Annotated in this window: 17 protein-coding genes and 1 pseudogene; 15 read left to right on the forward strand and 3 right to left on the reverse strand. The window is 61.3% G+C overall.

The window, feature by feature from the left end; all coding sequences use genetic code 11:
* Positions 1 to 338: 338 nt before the first annotated feature.
* The 9 genes and pseudogenes from LOY68_RS31845 to LOY68_RS31885 all read left to right on the forward strand — a co-directional run.
* Positions 339 to 1,253: a GDP-mannose 4,6-dehydratase gene (locus LOY68_RS31845; protein WP_265042001.1), complete on the forward strand. Its 915-nt coding sequence runs from the start codon at positions 339 to 341 to the stop codon at positions 1,251 to 1,253.
* Complete coding sequence (gmd, locus tag LOY68_RS31850) at positions 1,250 to 2,221, forward strand: GDP-mannose 4,6-dehydratase (RefSeq protein WP_054048203.1); 972 nt, start codon at positions 1,250 to 1,252, stop codon at positions 2,219 to 2,221. The genes LOY68_RS31845 and gmd overlap by 4 nt, the downstream gene beginning before the upstream one ends.
* Positions 2,222 to 2,224: 3 nt before the next feature.
* Complete coding sequence (locus tag LOY68_RS31855) at positions 2,225 to 3,667, forward strand: mannose-1-phosphate guanylyltransferase/mannose-6-phosphate isomerase (RefSeq protein WP_265042003.1); 1,443 nt, start codon at positions 2,225 to 2,227, stop codon at positions 3,665 to 3,667.
* Positions 3,668 to 4,465: an ABC transporter permease gene (locus LOY68_RS31860; protein ID WP_054048199.1), complete on the forward strand. Its 798-nt coding sequence runs from the start codon at positions 3,668 to 3,670 to the stop codon at positions 4,463 to 4,465.
* The gene (locus LOY68_RS31865) at positions 4,465 to 5,730 is read left to right on the forward strand and encodes an ABC transporter ATP-binding protein (RefSeq protein WP_265042005.1); all 1,266 of its coding nucleotides are present in this window, start codon (positions 4,465 to 4,467) and stop codon (positions 5,728 to 5,730) included. The genes LOY68_RS31860 and LOY68_RS31865 overlap by 1 nt, the downstream gene beginning before the upstream one ends.
* Complete coding sequence (locus tag LOY68_RS31870; RefSeq protein ID WP_265042007.1) at positions 5,727 to 7,118, forward strand: glycosyltransferase family 4 protein; 1,392 nt, start codon at positions 5,727 to 5,729, stop codon at positions 7,116 to 7,118. Before LOY68_RS31865 ends, LOY68_RS31870 begins: the two co-directional genes overlap by 4 nt.
* Positions 7,102 to 8,232 carry a glycosyltransferase family 4 protein gene (locus tag LOY68_RS31875; protein ID WP_265042009.1) on the forward strand — a complete coding sequence of 377 codons (1,131 nt, stop codon included), beginning with the start codon at positions 7,102 to 7,104 and terminating at the stop codon, positions 8,230 to 8,232. Before LOY68_RS31870 ends, LOY68_RS31875 begins: the two co-directional genes overlap by 17 nt.
* Positions 8,233 to 9,363 carry a glycosyltransferase family 4 protein gene (locus LOY68_RS31880; protein WP_265042011.1) on the forward strand — a complete coding sequence of 377 codons (1,131 nt, stop codon included), beginning with the start codon at positions 8,233 to 8,235 and terminating at the stop codon, positions 9,361 to 9,363.
* A 42-nt stretch (positions 9,364 to 9,405) separates the two neighbouring features.
* A pseudogene (locus tag LOY68_RS31885) lies at positions 9,406 to 9,498 on the forward strand (metal ABC transporter ATP-binding protein); the annotation flags it as partial.
* Between the two features lie 15 nt (positions 9,499 to 9,513).
* Here LOY68_RS31885 and LOY68_RS31890 read toward each other — a convergent pair.
* The 3 genes from LOY68_RS31890 to LOY68_RS31900 form a co-directional block, all read right to left on the reverse strand.
* On the reverse strand, positions 9,514 to 11,544 hold the full coding sequence (locus LOY68_RS31890; RefSeq protein ID WP_265042013.1) for a pyridoxamine 5'-phosphate oxidase family protein: 2,031 nt from the start codon (positions 11,542 to 11,544) through the stop codon (positions 9,514 to 9,516).
* A gap of 48 nt (positions 11,545 to 11,592) precedes the next feature.
* A complete protein-coding gene (locus tag LOY68_RS31895; RefSeq protein ID WP_054048188.1) occupies positions 11,593 to 12,219 on the reverse strand; it encodes a glutathione S-transferase family protein in 627 nt (208 codons plus the stop codon).
* Positions 12,220 to 12,472: 253 nt separating this feature from the next.
* The gene (locus tag LOY68_RS31900; protein ID WP_265042014.1) at positions 12,473 to 13,372 is read right to left on the reverse strand and encodes a LysR family transcriptional regulator; all 900 of its coding nucleotides are present in this window, start codon (positions 13,370 to 13,372) and stop codon (positions 12,473 to 12,475) included.
* A 147-nt stretch (positions 13,373 to 13,519) separates the two neighbouring features.
* On the opposite strand from LOY68_RS31900, the gene LOY68_RS31905 reads away from it, so the two are divergent.
* The 6 genes from LOY68_RS31905 to LOY68_RS31930 are packed head-to-tail and all read left to right on the forward strand — an operon-like array spanning position 13,520 to position 19,262.
* Positions 13,520 to 14,143 (forward strand): CDP-alcohol phosphatidyltransferase family protein, encoded by a 624-nt coding sequence (locus LOY68_RS31905; protein ID WP_054048184.1) that lies wholly within the window; start codon positions 13,520 to 13,522, stop codon positions 14,141 to 14,143.
* Positions 14,144 to 14,186: 43 nt separating this feature from the next.
* Complete coding sequence (locus LOY68_RS31910; protein ID WP_265042016.1) at positions 14,187 to 15,944, forward strand: bifunctional alpha/beta hydrolase/class I SAM-dependent methyltransferase; 1,758 nt, start codon at positions 14,187 to 14,189, stop codon at positions 15,942 to 15,944.
* Positions 15,941 to 17,251, forward strand: coding sequence for a phosphatase PAP2/dual specificity phosphatase family protein (locus LOY68_RS31915; protein ID WP_265042018.1), 1,311 nt, complete (start codon positions 15,941 to 15,943; stop codon positions 17,249 to 17,251). Before LOY68_RS31910 ends, LOY68_RS31915 begins: the two co-directional genes overlap by 4 nt.
* Positions 17,241 to 17,696, forward strand: a complete 456-nt coding sequence (locus LOY68_RS31920; RefSeq protein ID WP_265042020.1) for a hypothetical protein — start codon at positions 17,241 to 17,243, stop codon at positions 17,694 to 17,696. The genes LOY68_RS31915 and LOY68_RS31920 overlap by 11 nt, the downstream gene beginning before the upstream one ends.
* 11 nt (positions 17,697 to 17,707) lie before the next feature.
* Complete coding sequence (locus tag LOY68_RS31925; RefSeq protein ID WP_054617125.1) at positions 17,708 to 18,328, forward strand: lysophospholipid acyltransferase family protein; 621 nt, start codon at positions 17,708 to 17,710, stop codon at positions 18,326 to 18,328.
* A gap of 1 nt (position 18,329) precedes the next feature.
* The gene (locus LOY68_RS31930) at positions 18,330 to 19,262 is read left to right on the forward strand and encodes a phosphatidate cytidylyltransferase (RefSeq protein ID WP_163910545.1); all 933 of its coding nucleotides are present in this window, start codon (positions 18,330 to 18,332) and stop codon (positions 19,260 to 19,262) included.
* Positions 19,263 to 19,289: the final 27 nt, after the last annotated feature.

Here is a 19,289-nt window from a genome sequence, read left to right on the forward strand (position 1 = left end):
CGTCTACGTTCTTGTTTTAATGGTCAGCTTCGCGGGGACTGGGACAACTTTCGTAACACCCCGGACGAACTCTGGATAATCGTGACGAGGGGCATTCTAAACACATCCGTCGCGTATTCGTGAACCGCCCGACGAGAATAAATCGGGCTACGCTAACGAGAACTGACCAGTCACGGTTGGACCTGTTGAAATTGCCGAGCAATTGGCACAGATTGGCTACCAAACAACTACAACAAAGCATTTCGCCTGTCTTTCGACCAATGAATCCACCCGGTCTGTAAGACATCTCCTTAAAGCCTGTGGGGATAGGACGAAATGTATGACCAAGGGGCTGCTGTTTGAAAAAGCGTCTGTTCGTTACGGGTCTGAGTGGATTCGTAGGACAACACATCCAGTCACGTCTGGAGTCGGATACCTCGGAATGGGCGCTACTGCCTGTCCCTTCCCGGTATGACCTCGGCGACCCGGACAGCCTCGAAGGCCTGTGGCCCGAGATGCCTGACGCGGTCATTCACCTGGCCGGCCAGACCTTCGTTCCCGAAGCCTTCCGAGATCCGGCACGCACGTTGAACATCAACCTGCTCGGCACCCTGAACCTGCTGCAAGCGCTCAAGACGCGCGGCTTCAGCGGCACCTTCCTCTACGTCAGCTCCGGCGACGTCTACGGCCAGGTCAGCGAAGCCCAGTTGCCGATCACCGAACTCCAGCCACCCTGCCCGCGCAACCCATACGCCGTGAGCAAACTGTCGGCGGAATTCCTCAGCCTGCAATGGGGCTTGAGCGAGGGCTGGCCAGTGTTGGTGGCGCGTCCGTTCAACCACATCGGCACCGGGCAGAAAGACAGCTTCGTCATCGCCAGCGCCGCACGGCAAATCAACCGAATCAAACAAGGCCTGCAGGCACCGCAACTGGAAGTCGGCGACATCGACGTCACCCGCGATTTCCTCGATGTCGGCGACGTGATCTCGGCTTACCTGGCGCTGCTGGAAAAAGGCACGCCGGGTCAGGTCTACAACATTTGCTCGGGGCGCGAGCAAAGCATCCGCAGTTTGATTGAACAGCTGGGGGACCTCGCTCAGGTCGACATGCAATTGATTCAGGACCCTGCACGTCTTCGCCGCGCGGATCAGCGTCGCGTCTGTGGCAGCCATGCCAGGCTCGCCCAGACCACAGGGTGGACACCTGAAATCACAACACAACAATCCCTGCGGGCGATCCTGTCCGACTGGGAGAAACGAGTGAAAGAAGAATGACAAAAAGTGCACTGATCACAGGTATCACCGGCCAGGACGGCGCTTATCTGGCAAAACTGCTGCTCGACAAGGGTTACAAGGTCCATGGCCTGGTGGCCCGGCGCAGCAGCGACTCACGCTGGCGCCTGCGCGAAATGGGGGTCGAGGGCGACATCGTTTACCTGGACGGCGACATGGCCGATGCCTGCTCGGTGCAGCGCGCGGTGATCAAGTCGGCGCCGGACGAGGTGTACAACCTCGCGGCGCAAAGTTTCGTTGCCGCCTCGTGGGATCAGCCGGTGACCACTGGCATCGTCGACGGCCTGGGGGTGACACACCTGCTGGAAGCGATCCGCCAATTCAGTCCGCACACGCGTTTCTATCAAGCGTCCACCAGCGAAATGTTCGGCCTGATCCAGGCCGAGCAGCAGGACGAGAACACCCCGTTCTACCCGCGCAGCCCTTACGGCGTGGCCAAGCTCTACGGCCACTGGATCACCGTGAACTACCGCGAGAGCTTCAACCTGCACGCCAACAGCGGGATCCTGTTCAACCACGAATCCCCGCTGCGCGGCATCGAGTTCGTGACCCGCAAGGTCACCGACGCCGCCGCGCGCATCAAGCAAGGCAAACAGAACGAGCTGCGCCTGGGCAACATCGACACCAAGCGTGACTGGGGCTTTGCCGGCGACTATGTCGAAGCCATGTGGCTGATGCTGCAACAGGACAAGGCCGACGATTACGTGGTCGCCACGGGCGTGACCACCACCGTGCGCGAAATGTGCCGGATCGCCTTCGATCACATTGGACTGAACTACCGCGATTACGTGAAGATCGACCCGGCATTCTTCCGCCCGGCCGAGGTCGACGTATTGCTCGGCAACCCGGCCAAGGCCCAGCGCGTACTGGGCTGGAAGCCAAAAACCGATCTGGATACCTTGATCCGCATGATGATGGATGCGGACATGAAACGCGTCGCCAAGGAGTAGGCCATGCTGATTCCTGTGATCCTCTCCGGCGGTGCCGGGACCCGTTTGTGGCCAGTGTCCCGCGAAGGACACCCCAAGCCGTTCATGCTGTTGCCCGATGGCCAGTCGCTGCTGGGCAAGACCTATCGCCGTGCGGCGGGCCTGCTCGATGGCTGGGGCGACATCGTCACGGTGACCAATCGCGAGTATTACTTCCAGAGCAAGGATCACTACCACGACGCGCAGATGGCCCGTCATCGCGGCCACTTCCTGCTTGAGCCGACGGCCCGCAACACCGCCCCGGCCATCGCGGCAGCGGCGCTGTCGCTGCAAGCCTTGCACGGTGACGAGGCGATCATGGTGGTGATGCCGGCCGATCACCTGATCGTCAATGTCGATGCCCTGCAGAATGCCGTCGAGCACGCCGTGACACTGGCCAGGAGCGGTCACCTGGTGACCTTCGGCGTGGTGCCGACGGCGCCGGAAACCGGCTTCGGTTATATCGAGACCGGCGCACCGCTGGACGACAAAGGCGCGGCCAAGGTCCAGCGTTTCGTCGAAAAACCCGACCTGCAAACCGCGACCCATTACCTGGAAAGCGGCAACTTCCTGTGGAACTCGGGGATGTTCTGCTTCTCGGTGGCCACGTTGCTGGCCGAGCTGCAAATCCACGCCCCTGACTTACTGGAACAGACCCGCGCCTGCATGGCCGAGAGTCCAGCCGTGGAAACCGGCGGTTGCCTGCAACAGGAATTGTCGCCGACGCTGTTTGCCGAGATTACTGACATCTCCATCGACTACGCCTTGATGGAGCGCTCGGACAAAGTGGTGGTGGTGCCCGCCGGTTTCGACTGGAGCGACATCGGTTCCTGGGGTGCGCTGGCCGCTTTGATACCGCCGGACGCGCAAAACAACCGCGCCAGCGGCGACGCGATCTTTGTCGACAGCCACAACAACTTCGTCCAGAGCGAAGGTCGGCTGGTGGCCGCCGTGGGTGTGGATAACCTGATCATCGTCGACACCGCCGACGCCGTGCTGGTGGCTCACGCCGACCGCGCCCAGGATGTGCGCCGGGTGGCCAAGCAGCTCAAGGACAAACAGCACGAAGCCTATCGCCTGCACCGCACCGTCAGCCGGCCATGGGGTACGTACACCGTGCTGGAGGAAGGCACGCGCTTCAAGATCAAGCGCATCGTGGTCAAGCCGGGTGGCAAGTTGTCGTTGCAAATGCACCACCACCGCAACGAACACTGGGTCGTGGTCGAAGGCATGGCCAAGGTCACCAACAACGGCACCGGCACGCATCTGGTGGCGAAGAATGAATCCACTTTCATTGCCGCCGGACACAAGCATCGCCTGGAAAACCCGGGGGTCATCGATCTGGTGATCATCGAAGTGCAAAGCGGCGAATACCTGGGAGAGGACGATATCGTCCGCTTCGAAGATCAATACGGCAGGACGGTTTGAATGCTGCTTAATCTGTACCGCTCGCTGTGGAATTACCGCGGCTTCATCCTCGGCAGCGTCAAGCGGGAATTCCAGTCGCGGTATCGCAATTCGCTGTTCGGTGCCCTGTGGACCGTGCTCAATCCGCTGTCGATGATCGTCGTGTACACGGTGATCTTTTCCCAGATCATGCGCGCCCGCTTGCCGGGCGTGGACGATGGCCTGGCCTACAGCGTCTACCTGTGCGCCGGCCTGCTGACCTGGGGCCTGTTCTCGGAAATCACCAGCCGCAGCCAGAGCATGTTTCTGGAAAACGCCAACCTGCTGAAGAAAATCAGCTTCCCGCGCATCTGCCTGCCGGTGATCGCCCTGCTCAATGCCGGCATCAATTTCGGGATCATCCTTGGGCTGTTCTTCGGCTTCCTGCTGATCAGCGGACGCTTGCCGGGCATGGCTTTACTGGCGCTGATTCCGCTGCTGATCCTGCAAGTGATCTTTGCCGCCGGGCTGGGGATGATCCTCGGCATTCTCAATGTGTTCTTTCGCGATGTCGGGCAGTTTTTCGGCATCCTCCTGCAATTCTGGTTCTGGCTGACGCCGATCGTGTACCCGATCTCGATCCTGCCGCCAGGCATCCAGCACGTGATCGGACTCAACCCGATGACCGCGCTGATGACCAGTTACCAGAACGTCTTCCTCTACAACCAATGGCCCAACTGGCACTCGCTGATCCCGCTGCTGGTGATCGGGCTATTGTTCTGCGGCCTGGCGTTGCGAATGTTCCGTCAGCGTGTCGGTGAAATGGTGGACGAACTCTGATGGGGCATATCCGCATTACAGGCCTGGGCAAGGCCTACAAACAGTACCCGAATCGCTGGAGCCGCCTGCTCGAATGGATGGTGCCGTTTTCCGGCACCCGTCATCACTTGCACTGGATCCTGCAAGACGTCGATTTCGAGATCCAGCCCGGTGAAGCCGTGGGCATCGTCGGCGTCAACGGCGCGGGCAAAAGCACGCTGCTGAAGATGATCACCGGTACCACCCAGCCGACCTGCGGGCAGATTCAACTGGAGGGTCGAGTCGCCGCACTGCTGGAACTGGGCATGGGTTTTCACCCGGACTTCACCGGTCGGCAGAACGCTTTCATGGCCGGCCAGTTGCTGGGCATGCAGGTTGAAGAGATCGAAGCCTTGATGCCGGAAATCGAAAGCTTTGCCGAAATCGGCGAAGCCATCGACCACCCGGTGCGCACCTATTCCAGCGGCATGCAGATGCGCCTGGCGTTCAGCGTCGCCACGGCGCGGCGCCCGGACATCCTGATCGTCGATGAAGCGCTGTCGGTGGGCGACGCCTATTTCCAGCACAAAAGCTTCGACCGCATCCGTAACTTCCGCAAGGCCGGCACCACCCTGCTGATCGTGTCGCATGACCGCTCGGCCATTCAGTCGATCTGCGACACCGCGATCCTGCTGGAAGGCGGACGCATGGCCATGCGCGGCAAACCCGAAGAAGTCATGGACTACTACAACGCCATGCTCGCCCAGCGCGAAGGCCAGACCGTGCGCCAGGAAATGCTCGCCAACGGTCAGGTGCAAACCATTTCCGGCACCGGCGAGGCGGGGATTGTCAGCGTGCGCCTGCTCGATGCCCAGGGCCGTTCCGTGGAAGTGGCGGAGGTCGGCCAGCCGATGGTGCTGGAAGTGCAGACCGAAGTTCGCAAGGACATCGAACGCCTGATCCTGGGTTTCATGATCAAGGATCGGCTCGGCCAGGCGATTTACGGGATCAACACTCATCGCCTGGACAAAGCCATCACCGACCTGAGTGCCGGCGAGCGCGTGACCTTCCGTTTCGCCTTCGACATGCGCCTGGGCAAGGGCAATTACTCGATCGCCCTGAGCCTGTCGCGCCTGGACTCGCACCTGGATCGCAACTTCGAATGGCGCGACTACGGACTGGTGTTCCACGTGATCAACAATCGCCAGGAAGATTTCGTCGGTTGCTCGTGGCTGGAGGCACAAACCACCATCAGCCGTTCCAGCGAAACCGTTGTGCAAACGGCAGACCCGGAGGTGTCGCGATGACCCGATTGTTGGTGGAGTGCACCTACGTCTTCGAACATCCAAACGCCAACTCGGGCATCCAGCGAGTGGTGCGCAACGTCATCCAGCAACTGCCAGAGGCCGACGCACAGCGCGAATGCATTCCCGTGGTGATGCTTGATGGCGCGCTGTATGAGGTGAAAAGCCTGGCGCCGCTGAAGACGCCAAAAGTTAATCTGACGAGCCTGCGGGTGAAGCTCGAACAGTGGGCCAACCTGTTCTGGCTGCGCCACCGCGCAGTGGAGCGGCGTCGCCCGTTCAGCCAGTCGCACTTCGCCCGGCGAGTGCTGTACGTCATTTGTCGCCTCCTCGCGTTTGCCTGCCTGAGCCTGCCGATGCGCCTGCTCGACCGCGTGCTCAAGGGCAAGCCAGTCCCTGAGCGCTGCGTGCCGTTGCAGCATCGGGCCGGTGATCAACTGGTGTTGCTCGACTCGTCGTGGCACGCCAATTTTTTCCCCTTGGCCGAGCAACTCAAGCGTGACGGGGTGGGCATCGTGTCGGTGATTTACGACTTGATCCCGCTGACCCACCCACAGTTTTGCGACGCCGGGCTGGTCAAGGTGTTCAACGACTGGTTCGACTGGATCGCCCGTACCGCCGATGGGTACGTGGCAATTTCCACCACCATCCGCGATCAGGTGCGCGAGGAAATGCTGCGCCGCATCGGCGCGCAACACGTGCAGCAGCGCTGGTTCGACTATTTCCACCTCGGTTCCGAACTGGATTTGAGTGACGCCGACTCGGAAGTCGATCGCGGCTTGCTGCAAATGTTCAAGACACCCAAACCCGTGTTCCTGATGGTCAGCACCATCGAACCACGGAAAAACCATGCCTACCTGCTCGACGCCTTTGAACGCGCCTGGGCCGCCGGGTCCAACGCCAGGTTGTGCATTGCCGGCAAGATTGGCTGGAAGTGTGACGCACTGGTCGAGCGCATCCGCCAGCATCCCGAGCTGAACCGCCGCTTGTTCATGTTCAACTCGCTTTCGGACAAGAGTCTGGAGCACGCCTACTCCCACGCCACGGCGCTGGTGTTCCCGTCCTATGTCGAAGGTTTCGGGCTGCCGCTGGTGGAAGCCATGCAGCGTGGCCTGCCGGCGATGGGCAGCGATATTCCGGTGTTCCGGGAAATCGGCGGTGACTACATGGCGTATTTCGATCTGATGGACCCGCAAAGCCTGACCGATCTGGTGATCGACATGGAGCGCACCGGGGTGTTTCCGGCACCGCTGGCCTTGGAGCACTGGCGTTGGCTGAGCTGGCGTGAGGCGAGTGCGCAATTGGTGGAGCGGATCGAACGCAACCTGAGCAGTCCGGTTTCAGTGCCTGAAAATCCTGAGCCTGAGAGTCAGCATGCGAATTGCCCTTAACGCCCGGATACTCCAGGCCCCGCGCACCGGCATCGGCCATTACGTCGCCGAACTGGTGGGTGCCCTCGCCTGCGAACCGGACGTCGAGCTGTCGCTGTTCCACGGCTGGGGCTGGAGCACTTCGCTGCCCGAAGCGGCGATGCCCGGCTACTCGCGACTGTCGCCGTTGCTGCGGCAAATTCCCGGGGCCTACCAGGCACGCCGCTGGCTGGCGCAGAAACGCTTCGATCAAGGCCGCTCGCGGGCCATCGACCTCTATCACGAGCCGAGCCTGTGGCCGCTGTCGTTCGACGGCCCGACGATCATCACCTTGCATGACCTGACGCACCTGCATTACCCCGAGACGCAACCGCCGGCACGCTTGCGCGAGATCGAACGGCGCCTGGCCGACGGCGTGCAACAGGCGCGGCTGATTCTGACCGACTCGCAGTTCATTGCCGACGAGGCCCGGGACTATTTCGCACTGCCGGCCGAGCGTTTCATCGTCGCGCCGCTGGGTGTTGCGGCGCGCTTTCATCCCCGTGAAAGCGCGGAGATCGACGCGGTCCTCAAGGCCCATGGGGTCGAGGCGCGGGAATATTTCCTGTGTGTCGGCACCCTGGAGCCACGCAAAAACCTGACCCTGGCCCTGCGCGCTCATGCCCTGCTGCCAGAGGCGCAGCGCCAACAGTTTCCGCTGTTGATCGTCGGCATGGCCGGCTGGCAACACGAACAATTCAGCGAAGAACTGCGCCAGGCACTGGCCGCCGGGCATGTGTGTTTGCTCGGTTACCTGCCCGACGAGCAAGTGGCGCAACTGCTGGCCGGGGCCCGGGCACTGATTTTTCCATCGATCTATGAAGGCTTCGGCCTGCCGGTACTGGAAGCCATGGCCAGCGGCACGCCGGTGATCCTGGTGCGGCATTCGGCGATGCCAGAGGTCGCCGGTGCGGCGGGCAACTACATTGAGGCGGACGATCCACAAGGCTTGCGCGACGCCATGAGCCGATTGATCGACGATAAAACGCATTGGCAGGCATGCCGAGAAGCGGGACTACAACAAGCGAAGCTTTTTTCCTGGGAGCGTTGCGCGAAGATCACAGCCCGCGCCTACCGTCAGGCTTTGGGAGGTTAAATGCGCGTACTTCATTTTTTCAAGACGTACCTGCCTGACTCGGTGGGCGGCATCGAACAAGTGATCTTCCAGCTCTGCGAAAGCGGCGCGAATCACGGCATCGAGGGCCAGGTGCTGACGCTGAGCAGCGACCCGACACCGCCGGTGGTGCGACTCGGCCATCACGAAGTGCACCGGGCCAAACTCGACATTCAGTTCGCTTCCACAGGGTTCTCCTGGAGCGTGTTCAAACAGTTTCGCGAACTGGCGGCAGAAGCGGATGTGGTCAATTACCACTTCCCCTGGCCGTTCATGGACCTGGTGCACTTCGCCAGCGGCATGAACAAGCCCTGCGTGGTCACTTACCACTCGGACATCATTCGCCAGAAACAACTGCTCAAACTCTACCGGCCACTGATGAACCGCTTCCTCGCCAGCGCCGACCGAATCGTTGCAGCCTCGCCCAACTACCTGCACACCAGTGAAGTGTTGCAGCAGTTTCAGGACAAGACCCGCGTGATTCCCTACGGTTTGAACAAGGCCGGTTATCCACAGCCTGACAACGAACGCATGGCCCATTGGAGGCAGAAGCTTGGGGATAAGTTTTTTCTGTTCGTGGGGGTGATGCGTTACTACAAGGGTCTGCACATCCTGCTCGACGCCTTGAAAGACGTGGATTACCCGGTAGTGATCGTCGGCGCCGGGCCGCTGGAAAAAGAGCTGCACGCCCAGGCCCAGGCGTTGGGTCTGCGCAATATTCACTTCCTCGGGCGACTGGGGGACGAAGACAAAGTGGCGCTGCTGCAACTGAGCTACGCCATCGTGTTCCCCTCGCACCTGCGTTCCGAAGCGTTCGGCATTTCGCTGCTGGAAGGCGCGATGTATGGCAAGCCGATGATCTCCAGCGAGATCGGCACCGGCACCAGCTACATCAACATCCACAACGAAACCGGGCTGGTGGTGCCGCCGAGTAATCCACAGGCGTTCCGCGAAGCGATGCGTACCCTGTGGGAAAACCCGGTTCGCGCGGCGGCAATGGGGGTGAAGGCGGAAGCGCGGTATCGGCAGCTGTTTACCGCCGACGAAATGGGCCGCAAGTGGACGGCGTTGTATCAGGAGTTGCTGGAAGGAAAATCCCTGTCCTATGCCTGACTGGCGTGGGATTGAACCCTGTTCTGAAGACACCGCGAATCAATTGTGGGAGCGGGCTTGCTCGCGAAGGCGGTGGATCAGCCAACATCATCGTTGAATGACACACCGCATTCGCGAGCAAGCCCGCTCCCACAGGGGTTTTTGTGGTGGTTATAGGTCGAGCACCAGTGGCTGCGGACCTTGCGCCGGAATCGCACAACAAATCAGCACCTGCCCCTCATCCGGCACTTCCGCCGGCGGCTGTGGATAATTCACCTGACCGCTGATCAAGCGGGTTTTGCAGGTGCCACACGACCCACCGCGGCAACTGAATTCCGGGCGCAGGCCACGGCTTTCCGCCAACTCCAGCAAACTGCCGCCGTCGGGTTGCCAGCGCGCCTCTTTGGCCGAACGCTGAAACACTACCGGCACTGAGGTTGTAGCGGCCGGCGGCTGTTCGATGACGACAGCGTCCGGGTCCAGGCGCCGGCGCAGCGTCGACGGGCCAAACGTCTCGGCGTGAATCCTCGAATCGCGGATGTCCAATTCCCGCAGGCTGTCGTACAGCGCCTGGGTAAAACTTCCCGGACCGCAGAGGACAAAGTCCAACTGGTCGTAGTCCTCCACCTCAAGGATCGATTGCAGCAACGCCGTGTCGATACGCCCGGTCACGTCGAAATCTTCGCCCTCCCGCGCCTCGGGTTCCGGTTGGCTGAGCAGGCGCAGCACCCGAACCGTATCGCCGGCACCTTCAAGCAAGCGGTCCAGCTCTTGGCGAAACGGTTGGTCCGCCAAGGTCCGCGAACTCTGGAAGAACCAGGTCGGCCGGATGCGCCGTGTGCGCCAGCCTTGATAAACCACTTCGCGCACCATCGACAGCAACGGCGTGATGCCGACCCCGGCGGCCAACAGCACCAGTGGCCGACGCTCGTGAGGCACCACGGTGAAATGCCCCTGAGGCGCGCGGGCCTCCAGCACATCGCCAACGCGAATCTGTTCATGCACGTGGGACGACACCAGCCCGTCACGCTTCACGCTGATACGGAAAAAGTCGTCGGACGGCGCGCTCGACAGGCTGTAGGTGCGGATGTGCGTTTCGCCGCCAATGTGAAAGCGCAACGGCAAATGCTGCCCGGCCTGGAACACCGGCAACCCGGCGCCATCGGCAGGTTCCAGATAGACCGAGCGGATGTTCTGGCTTTCCGCTTCGATGCGCACCACCCGCAGCGGCCGCCAGGCGTCACCCAGGGCTTGGGCCTGCAAGCGCGCGGCGGCCTGTTCCCAGTTGCCGGTCATCAAGCTGTTCGGCGACATGCCGTCGAAACGCCAGCGCAGGGCCAACGCCGCCGGGCGCCGCACAAGACGTTCAACCTCGAACGTCCACAACCGCTCGGCGCCTTGGAAAGCTTCGATCTCCGGGCCTTCGAGAATCACTTCGGCACGACCGCTCAGTTGCAGCAAGTCACCCGAATTGAAATCGATAAACAGCAAACCGGCCTTTGGATTAATCAGCAGGTTGCCCAAGGTGTTGAAAAACAGGTTGCCGGCGAAATCCGGGATCGTCAGGCGATTGCCTTCGATGCGCACGAAACCAGGCTGGCCACCGCGATGGGACACATCCACCGAGCGCTGGCCATCGACGTCTACATAACTGGCGACAAACAGCGTGTCGGCCTGGGCGATCACCGCTCTGGCCGCGTCATCCAGTTCGCCGAGGTGCTCGGCGATGCGGGTTGCCGGGTCCGCCAGCGGCACCGAACGAAACTGGCGCAATTGAATGTACTGCGGGCAGTTGCCGTAGGATTGTTCCACCGTGACACCGAAGCCACTCGCGGTCATGGCACCAACCCGGCCATTCAGGCGGTTGCGCCGTCGGGTGTGCAATTCGATGCCCAGCAAGCCGATAGCAGCCCCATCGCGCAATTGCGCAGGGTCATCGGCGGCCGGCAGACTTTCGAACTGCAACCCAGTGGGTGCAGGAGAATGCGCGAAACCCGGTGGGCCTTCGAGAATGCTGGCCCAGGGATGACCGTCGGCATCGACTGCGCCGTACAGCATGAACGGCAGTTGCTGATAGAACTGACGGTGCTGGTCCGGCATCTCGCTGCGAATCACCCTACGACCCAGGGTGTCCATTCGCTCGGCGACACCCACGTGTTCCTGCAGTTGTCTCTCGCCGGCATGCCACGGTGAATGTTCCATAACGGCCTCTCCCCTGCACCCAAGGCGCAGCGTTAACGAAAGCGATTATCAGGCTGTTTGTTGTAGGCCAGCGGCGGTGCGCGGCATGCCGACAAACCCGGGCAAGGCTTCGATCCGCGCCAGCCAGGCGCGCACGTTGGCGTAATCTGCCAGCGACACATTGCCTTCCGGTGCATGGGCGATGTAGCTGTAAGCGGAAACGTCAGCGATGGTCGGCTCATTGCCCACCAGAAACTCGCTGTGGGCCAGTTCCTGATCCATCACCTTGAGCAGGTCATGTGAACGCGTAATCGCTTCATCAGCGTTGAAGGACGCACCAAACACCGTGATCAACCGCGCTCTGGCGGGACCAAAAGCAATCGGCCCGGCCGCCACCGACAACCAGCGCTGAACCTTTGCTGCACCGACCGGATCCGTCGGCAGCCAGCGGCCGTTGCCATATTTCTGCGCCAGGTACACCAGGATGGCGTTGGAGTCGGCCAGCACCACGCCTTGATCGTCCAGCACCGGCACCTGGCCAAACGAGTTGAGCGCCAGGAATTCCGGCTGCTTGTGCGCGCCTTTAGCCAGATCGACAAGGATCAGCTCGGTCGGCAGTTGCAGCAGGGACAGCATCAGCTCCGCACGGTGAGCGTGGCCGGAACGAGGGAAGTTGTAGAGTTTGATGGCGTGCATGATCGACTCCGCTGGGTGGTGGTGCCGTTCAAAGATTGATCAGCACCGATGGCAGCCATCATCTACCTGTCACTAAAACAACAGAATAACCAGCATTCGCAATCCATTATTTCAGTCAGTGCAATAAAGCCAAGCCTGCATGACCATCCCTGTGGGAGCGGGCTTGCTCGCGAATGCTATTTTTCATTCAACAGGGATGTTGGCTGATCCACCGCTTTCGCGAGCAAGCCCGCTCCCAGAGGGGTTTGTGCCATCAGCCCAAAGCCGGATGTTCGCGCAGTGCCTTGACCATAAAATCGACAAAACTACGAATCCGCGCCGGGGCCTTGCGCCCGCCCTGGTACACCACGTGAATGGGCAGCGCTGGCAATTCAAAGTCCGCCAACACGATTTCCAGCTCACCGGCCGCGACTTTGCTCGACACTTGATAGGACAGGACGCGGGTAAACCCCAGGCCCACGCAAGCGGCATTGATGGCGGCCTGGTTGGTCGTGACCACCAGTTGCGGGTCAGGACGAACGCTCAACGACTGGCCTTTATCGAGAAAGGGCCAGCTACGTTGTTGGCCGATGGACGACGGGGCGACAACCCGCGCTCCGGACAACTCTTCAGGATGCCGAGGCCGTCCATGAGCGTTCAGGTAGGCCGGCGACGCACAAATCACCCGCCGCACCTCGCCGACCCGAATCGCGTGCTGATTACTGTCCGGCAGTTCACCAATGCGCACAGCGACATCAATTCCCTCCTCGACCATGCTCACCACACGATCGACCAGCACGCCGTTGATGGTGACTTCAGGAAATTGATCGAGATAACCCACCATCAGCGGCGTCACGAACATCTCACCGAACAACACCGGCGCGGTAACCGTCAGTTGCCCACGCGGCTGGGTATGACTGCCCGCCGCCGAATCCTCGGCTTCCTGCACCTCGGCCAGAATTCTCCGACAATCCTCCAGGTAACGCTGGCCCGCTTCGCTCAAATGCACGCTGCGGGTGGTGCGTGTCAGCAGCAGCGTGCCGATGCGTTTCTCCAGCGCCGCCACCGCGCGGGTGACGCTGGCCGCCGACATCCCCAGACGCCGCGCCGCCGCCGAAAAGCCTTGCGCCTGGGCGACGGCGGCGAATACCTGCATTTCCTGGAATCGGTCCATCGGTTGACTCCTGAGCACTGAAAAACGCGGGACCGAGGATTTCCGACAGGCCCTGGATTCGCTGAAAGACGGGTTTTAGTGGCATTCTGATTATTGTGACGTATAACCCTGAACGTTCACGCTTTCAATTGCCGAGACCATCCCCCGATGCCCTCCATTTACCAACTCAAACCGGCGTTCCAGAATCTGTTGCGACCGCTGGTGCAACGCTTGTTCGATAACGGCACCACCGCCAATCAAATTACCGTGCTGGCCGGGGTGATTTCGGTAGTGGTGGGCGTCGCAATTGCCTGTTTCGCCCAGCACCTGTGGGTGTTCGTGCTGATTCCCGTGTGGATGATCCTGCGCATGGCGCTGAACGCCATCGACGGCATGCTGGCCCGGGAATTCGGCCAACAGTCGCGTCTCGGCGCCTACCTGAATGAGCTGTGCGATATCGTCGCCGACTGCGCGCTGATCCTGCCGTTTGCGCTGATTGCCGACGTGAGCGTATTGATTGTGCTGTCGGTCACGCTGCTGGCATTGTTCAGCGAGTACAGTGGCGTCCTCGGGCCAATGGTCGGCGCGTCGCGGCGCTATGACGGCCCGATGGGCAAAAGCGATCGGGCATTTGTCCTGGGCGTCCTGGCCACCGGCATCGCTATTGGCTGGATCAGCGCGTTGTGGATTAACGTTGTGTTTGGGGTGGTCGCCGTCCTGCTGGCTTACACCTTGGTCAACCGGGTCCGTCAGGGCCTTAAAGAAGTGCAGGAAAACGTTCCCTCGGCGTAAAGCCGTCCCCAGCAGATGGACCCTCTAGCATATGGAGCATGCAATGCGCGAAACCCAGCAGCAGACCTTCACCACCCACGACGGCGTCGAGCTGTTCTATCGTCACTGGCCGGCCACCGGCGCCACGCCGGGCGAACCGCGCCAGGCAGTGCTGCTGTTTCATCGCGGCCATGAACATTCCGGGCGCATCGCCCACTTGGTGGAAGAACTGGACCTGCCGGGTTTCGACTTCTTTGCCTGGGACGCCCGTGGCCATGGCCAATCACCTGGTGCGCGCGGCGACAGCCCGAGTTTCGCCACCAGCGTGCGTGACGTGCAGACCTTTTGCGATCACCTGAGCGCGACTTACGAGATCGACGAAGAAAACATGGCGGTGATCGCCCAGAGCGTTGGCGCGGTGATCGTCTCAACCTGGGTCCACGACTACGCGCCGCGCATTCGTGCACTGGTGCTCGCCTCGCCAGCGTTCAAGGTCAAGCTCTACGTGCCGTTCGCCCGCCCGGGCCTGGCGCTGATGCGCAAGTTTCGCGGCAACTTTTTCGTCAACAGCTACGTCAAGGCGAAGTTTCTCAGCCACGACCCGGAACGCGTGTCGTCCTACGACAGCGATCCGCTGATCACCAAGGCGATTTCGGTGAATGTGCTGCTCGGCTTGTACGAAGCCGCCGACCGTGTGGTGGCTGACGCCCAGGCGATTCAGGTGCCGACTCAATTGCTGATTTCCGGCTCGGACTTTGTGGTCCACCGCAAACCCCAGGAACAGTTTTTCGAACGCCTGGGCAGCCTGAAAAAGGAAAAACACATCCTCCCGGGCTTCTTCCACGACACCCTCGGTGAGCGTGATCGCGCCGTGGCCGTGGCCAGCGCCAAGCGTTTTATCCTGCAAAACTTCGACTACCCGCTGGACCGCGCGTCCTTGCTCGACGCTGACAAAATCGGCCTGACCTGCGCCGAATCCGAATCCCTCGCCGCCCCACTGCCGCACAACTCGTTGCGTGATCTGTACTGGCGCATGACCCGCGCCAGCATGCGTCTGGGCAGCAAATTGTCCGATGGCGTGAAATTGGGCTTCGACACCGGTTTCGACTCCGGCAGCACCCTCGATTACGTGTACCGCAACCAGCCCACCGGCAAGGGCGGGCTCGGGCGGATGATTGATCAGAACTACCTGAACTCCATCGGCTGGCGTGGCATTCGCCAGCGCAAACTCAACGTCGAAGAATTGCTGCGCCTGACCATGGGCAAACTGCGCGACGAAGGCCGCCCGGTGCGCATCGTCGACATCGCCGCCGGCCATGGCCGCTACATTCTTGAAGCCTTGCAAGGCGTCAATCCGTTGCCGGAATCGATCCTGCTGCGCGATTACAGCGACATTAACGTACGGGACGGCGGTGCGCTGATCCGCGATAAAGGCTTGGCCGACATTGCGCAATTCGTCAAAGGCGATGCGTTCGACCGCGCCGATCTGGCGGCGCTGGAACCCAAGCCAACACTGGCGGTGGTTTCGGGGCTGTATGAATTGTTTGCCGACAACACGATGGTCGGCGGCTCCCTGGCCGGTCTGGCCGAAGCCGTGGAGCCTGGTGGTTATCTGGTTTACACCGGTCAACCGTGGCACCCGCAGCTGGAATTGATCGCCCGCGCCCTCACCAGTCACCGTCAGGGACAGGCGTGGGTCATGCGTCGGCGCAGCCAGGCGGAAATGGATCAACTGGTGGAAGCCGCGGGTTTCCGCAAAATCACCCAGCGTGTGGATGAATGGGGGATCTTTACCGTGTCTCTCGCGCAACGGGTGCAATGATGGTGGCGGCCCCCCGAGAACCGGGTTTGCTCAAACCAGCCGTGCTTTGGCTGTTGTTGCTGGCGCCGCTGTTTTTCGCCAGCTACGGCTTTGCCACCTGGGTGACGAACCAGCGCAGCGACGTCGGCACTTTCGTTTTCGACTGGGAAAGCGCCATGCCTTTTTGGGCGTGGACCATCGTGCCCTACTGGACGATTGATCTGCTGTACGGCTTTTCGCTGCTGCTGCCCGACAGCCGCCATGAACTCAAGCGCCACGCGCTGCGCCTGCTCAGCGCTCAGGTGATTTCGGTCAGTTGCTTCCTGCTGTGGCCGTTGCGCTTCACCTTCGAGCGGCCGGAACTGGACGGCGTATTCGGCTGGCTGTTCGCAGTGCTGGCGGGGTTCGACAAACCGTTCAATCAGGCGCCGTCGCTGCACATCGCGCTGCTGGTGATTCTGTGGGTCATGTACCAACGGCACTCGCAAGGCGTGTGGCGCTGGCTGGTGCACGGTTGGTTTGCGCTGATCGGGATTTCGGTGCTGACCACTTATCAACATCACTTTATCGACTTACCCACAGGCGCCCTCGCCGGCTGGCTGTGCGTGTGGCTGTGGCCGCTGGATCGGCCGAGTCCCTTGAGCAGCCTGCGACTGGCCCAGGATTCGAAGCGCTGGCGGCTGGCCCTGCGTTACGGCGTGGGTGCCGCGATATTCGCGATTCCAGCCTTTGCCCTCGGCGGTGGATGGTTGTGGCTGATCTGGCCTGCCGTCGCGTTGCTGTTGGTGGCGCTGAACTACGCACTGTTCGACGCTGCCGGGTTTCAGAAACGCGCCGACGGACGCCTGAGCCCGGCCGCCCGTTGGTTGTTCGCGCCTTACGTCGCGGCGGCGTGGATCAATTCACGGCTGTGGACCCGCAAACATCCACAACCCAATGAGGTTGTGGATAACGTTTGGCTCGGCAGGCTGCCCGACGCGGATCAGTTGGCGCCGTTCAAAGCCGTGGTCGATCTCTGCGCCGAGCTGCCGCTCAATCCACGAGGCCGCGCCTATCAAAGCATCCCGGTCCTCGACCTGACGGCACCGAATGCCGAGCAATGCCTCGCCGCGGCCCAAGCCATTGAACAACTGCGCCAGCAAGGCCCGCTGCTGGTCTGCTGCGCGTTGGGTTATTCGCGCAGCGCCACGGCGGTCGCCGCGTGGTTGTTGCACAGCGGTCGAGCGACCAACGTCGATGCCGCCGTCGCGATGATCCGCGCCGCACGCCCGAACGTGGTGTTGCACCCGGCCCATCGCCAAGCATTGGAGAACGCCTATGCCGGTTGATATGGAATTGCAGGTGGTTGCCAGCCTGCTGCGCCGGGGCCGCACCCTCGATCAGTTATCCACATGGCTGACCGTGCTGGGGCTGTTGTTCGGATTGCTGCAACTGCTGCTGATCACCCCGGTGACGCTGGGCGTGAGCCTCAGTGCCTGGCTGATCGTCGTGGGTCTGTTGCAAAAATACTGGGCGTTTCGAGTGGCCTTCGATGCTGACCTGTTTGCGCTTATCGCCCGCGACGCTGACGCACCGCAAGACCGCACTCAAGCCCTCGACCAGGCCCTGCAAAGCCTCGGACTGCAACCGGCCAGCCGCGCCGGCCGGCCTTGGGCCGAACGTCAACGCGGGGCTTTGAAACTGCTGCGTAACCAGGCGGTCCTACTGCTCGCGCAGGTACTGCCCGCATTGGCGGTCATCCTGGCCAGCCCTTGGCTGTCCTTCGCCGGATAAGGAAATCATTCATGTTCGAACCTGTGGTCGCCACCCTCATCACCTCCATGGCCCGCACCGTCACCGGCGCCCGCAGCCTGTGGATGGGCTGCGCGCCGGAACCGGTGCAACGGATTTACTTCGCCAACCACAGCAGCCACGGCGATTTCGTGCTGCTGTGGGCTTCGCTCCCTCCGGCCCTGCGCAAACTGACGCGACCGGTGGCCGGCAGCGATTATTGGAATAAAAGCGCCGTGCGCCGCTACATCATCAGCCGGGTGTTTAACGGCGTGTTGATCGATCGCGAACGCAAGGACCCTGTGGATAACCCGTTGCAGCCGATGCTCGATGCCCTGGAAAACGGCGATTCGCTGATCATTTTTCCCGAAGGCACGCGCAATCTGGAGGACGGCTTGCTGCCATTCAAAAGCGGCCTGTACCACTTGGCCAAAAGTTACCCACAGGCCCAGGTGATTCCGGTGTGGATCGCCAACCTCAATCGAGTCATGCCCAAAGGCCGGGTGCTGCCATTGCCGCTGCTGTGCACCACCAGTTTCGGTGCTCCGCTGCAATTGGAAGAAGACGAGAGCAAAGAGCACTTCCTGACCCGCAGCCGCGACGCCCTGCTGGCCCTCGCCCCGGAGCATTCCTGACATGGATCGACAAACCCTGATGCTGTTCGGCGGGATCGGCATGATTCTGGTGCTGGCCTCGCTGATTGGCCTGATTCTCAAACTGCGCACCCGCGGCACGCCGAATGCGGTGGTCGACAACCTCAACGCCCGCATCAACGCCTGGTGGGTGATGGTGGTGGTAATCGGCATTGCCTTCTGGCTGGGCACCGGCGCGGTGATCCTGCTGTTTTACGCAGTGTCGTTCTACGCCCTGCGTGAATTCCTCACCCTCACGCCGACCCGGCGCAGCGACTATCCCGCGTTGGTGGCGGCGTTTTACCTGGCGCTACCGCTGCAATACCTGCTGATCTATTTCGACTGGTACGGGCTGTTTTCGATCTTCATCCCGGTGTACGTGTTCTTGCTCCTGCCGATCCTTGCCTCGCTGGGCGGCGACAGCACGCACTTCCTCGAACGCGCCTCGAAAGTGCAGTGGGGCTTGATGATCGCAGTGTTCTGCGTGTCGTTCGTACCCGCCCTGCTGACCCTCGACATCGTCGGCTATGAAGGTCGCAACCTCTTGCTCATCGCCTACCTGGTGATCGTGGTCCAGCTGTCGGACGTGCTGCAGTACGTGTGCGGCAAGCTGTTCGGCAAACACAAAATCGCACCCAACCTGTCACCGTCAAAAACCGTCGAAGGCTTCGTCGGCGGCGTGCTCCTGTCGTCGCTGATCGGCGCAGCCTTGTGGTGGACCACGCCGTTCAACCCGTGGCAGTCGTTCTTGATCGCGCTGCTGATCAACCTGCTGGGTTTTGCCGGCGGCATCGTGATGTCGGCGATCAAGCGTGATCGCGGCGTGAAGGATTGGGGGCACATGATCGAAGGGCATGGCGGCATGCTGGATCGGCTGGATTCAGTGTGCTTTGCAGCGCCGATTTTCTTTCATTTGGTGCGGTATTGGTGGACCTGAAAGCCTTGAGATAAAAGCCTCGCAACA

Source organism: Pseudomonas sp. B21-053 (genome assembly GCF_026016365.1).
GTDB classification, from domain to species: Bacteria; Pseudomonadota; Gammaproteobacteria; order Pseudomonadales; family Pseudomonadaceae; genus Aquipseudomonas; species Aquipseudomonas nunensis.

Excerpts from the sequence above, each read along its gene's own strand:
- gmd (WP_054048203.1), top strand. The coding sequence starts at position 1,250 with ATGACAAAAAGTGCACTGATCACAGGTATCACCGGCCAGGACGGCGCT.
- LOY68_RS31855 (WP_265042003.1), top strand. The coding sequence starts at position 2,225 with ATGCTGATTCCTGTGATCCTCTCCGGCGGTGCCGGGACCCGTTTGTGG.
- LOY68_RS31860 (WP_054048199.1), top strand. The coding sequence starts at position 3,668 with ATGCTGCTTAATCTGTACCGCTCGCTGTGGAATTACCGCGGCTTCATC.
- LOY68_RS31865 (WP_265042005.1), top strand. The coding sequence starts at position 4,465 with ATGGGGCATATCCGCATTACAGGCCTGGGCAAGGCCTACAAACAGTAC.
- LOY68_RS31870 (WP_265042007.1), top strand. The coding sequence starts at position 5,727 with ATGACCCGATTGTTGGTGGAGTGCACCTACGTCTTCGAACATCCAAAC.
- LOY68_RS31875 (WP_265042009.1), top strand. The coding sequence starts at position 7,102 with ATGCGAATTGCCCTTAACGCCCGGATACTCCAGGCCCCGCGCACCGGC.
- LOY68_RS31880 (WP_265042011.1), top strand. The coding sequence starts at position 8,233 with ATGCGCGTACTTCATTTTTTCAAGACGTACCTGCCTGACTCGGTGGGC.
- LOY68_RS31890 (WP_265042013.1), bottom strand. The coding sequence starts at position 11,544 with ATGGAACATTCACCGTGGCATGCCGGCGAGAGACAACTGCAGGAACAC.
- LOY68_RS31895 (WP_054048188.1), bottom strand. The coding sequence starts at position 12,219 with ATGCACGCCATCAAACTCTACAACTTCCCTCGTTCCGGCCACGCTCAC.
- LOY68_RS31900 (WP_265042014.1), bottom strand. The coding sequence starts at position 13,372 with ATGGACCGATTCCAGGAAATGCAGGTATTCGCCGCCGTCGCCCAGGCG.
- LOY68_RS31905 (WP_054048184.1), top strand. The coding sequence starts at position 13,520 with ATGCCCTCCATTTACCAACTCAAACCGGCGTTCCAGAATCTGTTGCGA.
- LOY68_RS31910 (WP_265042016.1), top strand. The coding sequence starts at position 14,187 with ATGCGCGAAACCCAGCAGCAGACCTTCACCACCCACGACGGCGTCGAG.
- LOY68_RS31915 (WP_265042018.1), top strand. The coding sequence starts at position 15,941 with ATGATGGTGGCGGCCCCCCGAGAACCGGGTTTGCTCAAACCAGCCGTG.
- LOY68_RS31920 (WP_265042020.1), top strand. The coding sequence starts at position 17,241 with ATGCCGGTTGATATGGAATTGCAGGTGGTTGCCAGCCTGCTGCGCCGG.
- LOY68_RS31925 (WP_054617125.1), top strand. The coding sequence starts at position 17,708 with ATGTTCGAACCTGTGGTCGCCACCCTCATCACCTCCATGGCCCGCACC.
- LOY68_RS31930 (WP_163910545.1), top strand. The coding sequence starts at position 18,330 with ATGGATCGACAAACCCTGATGCTGTTCGGCGGGATCGGCATGATTCTG.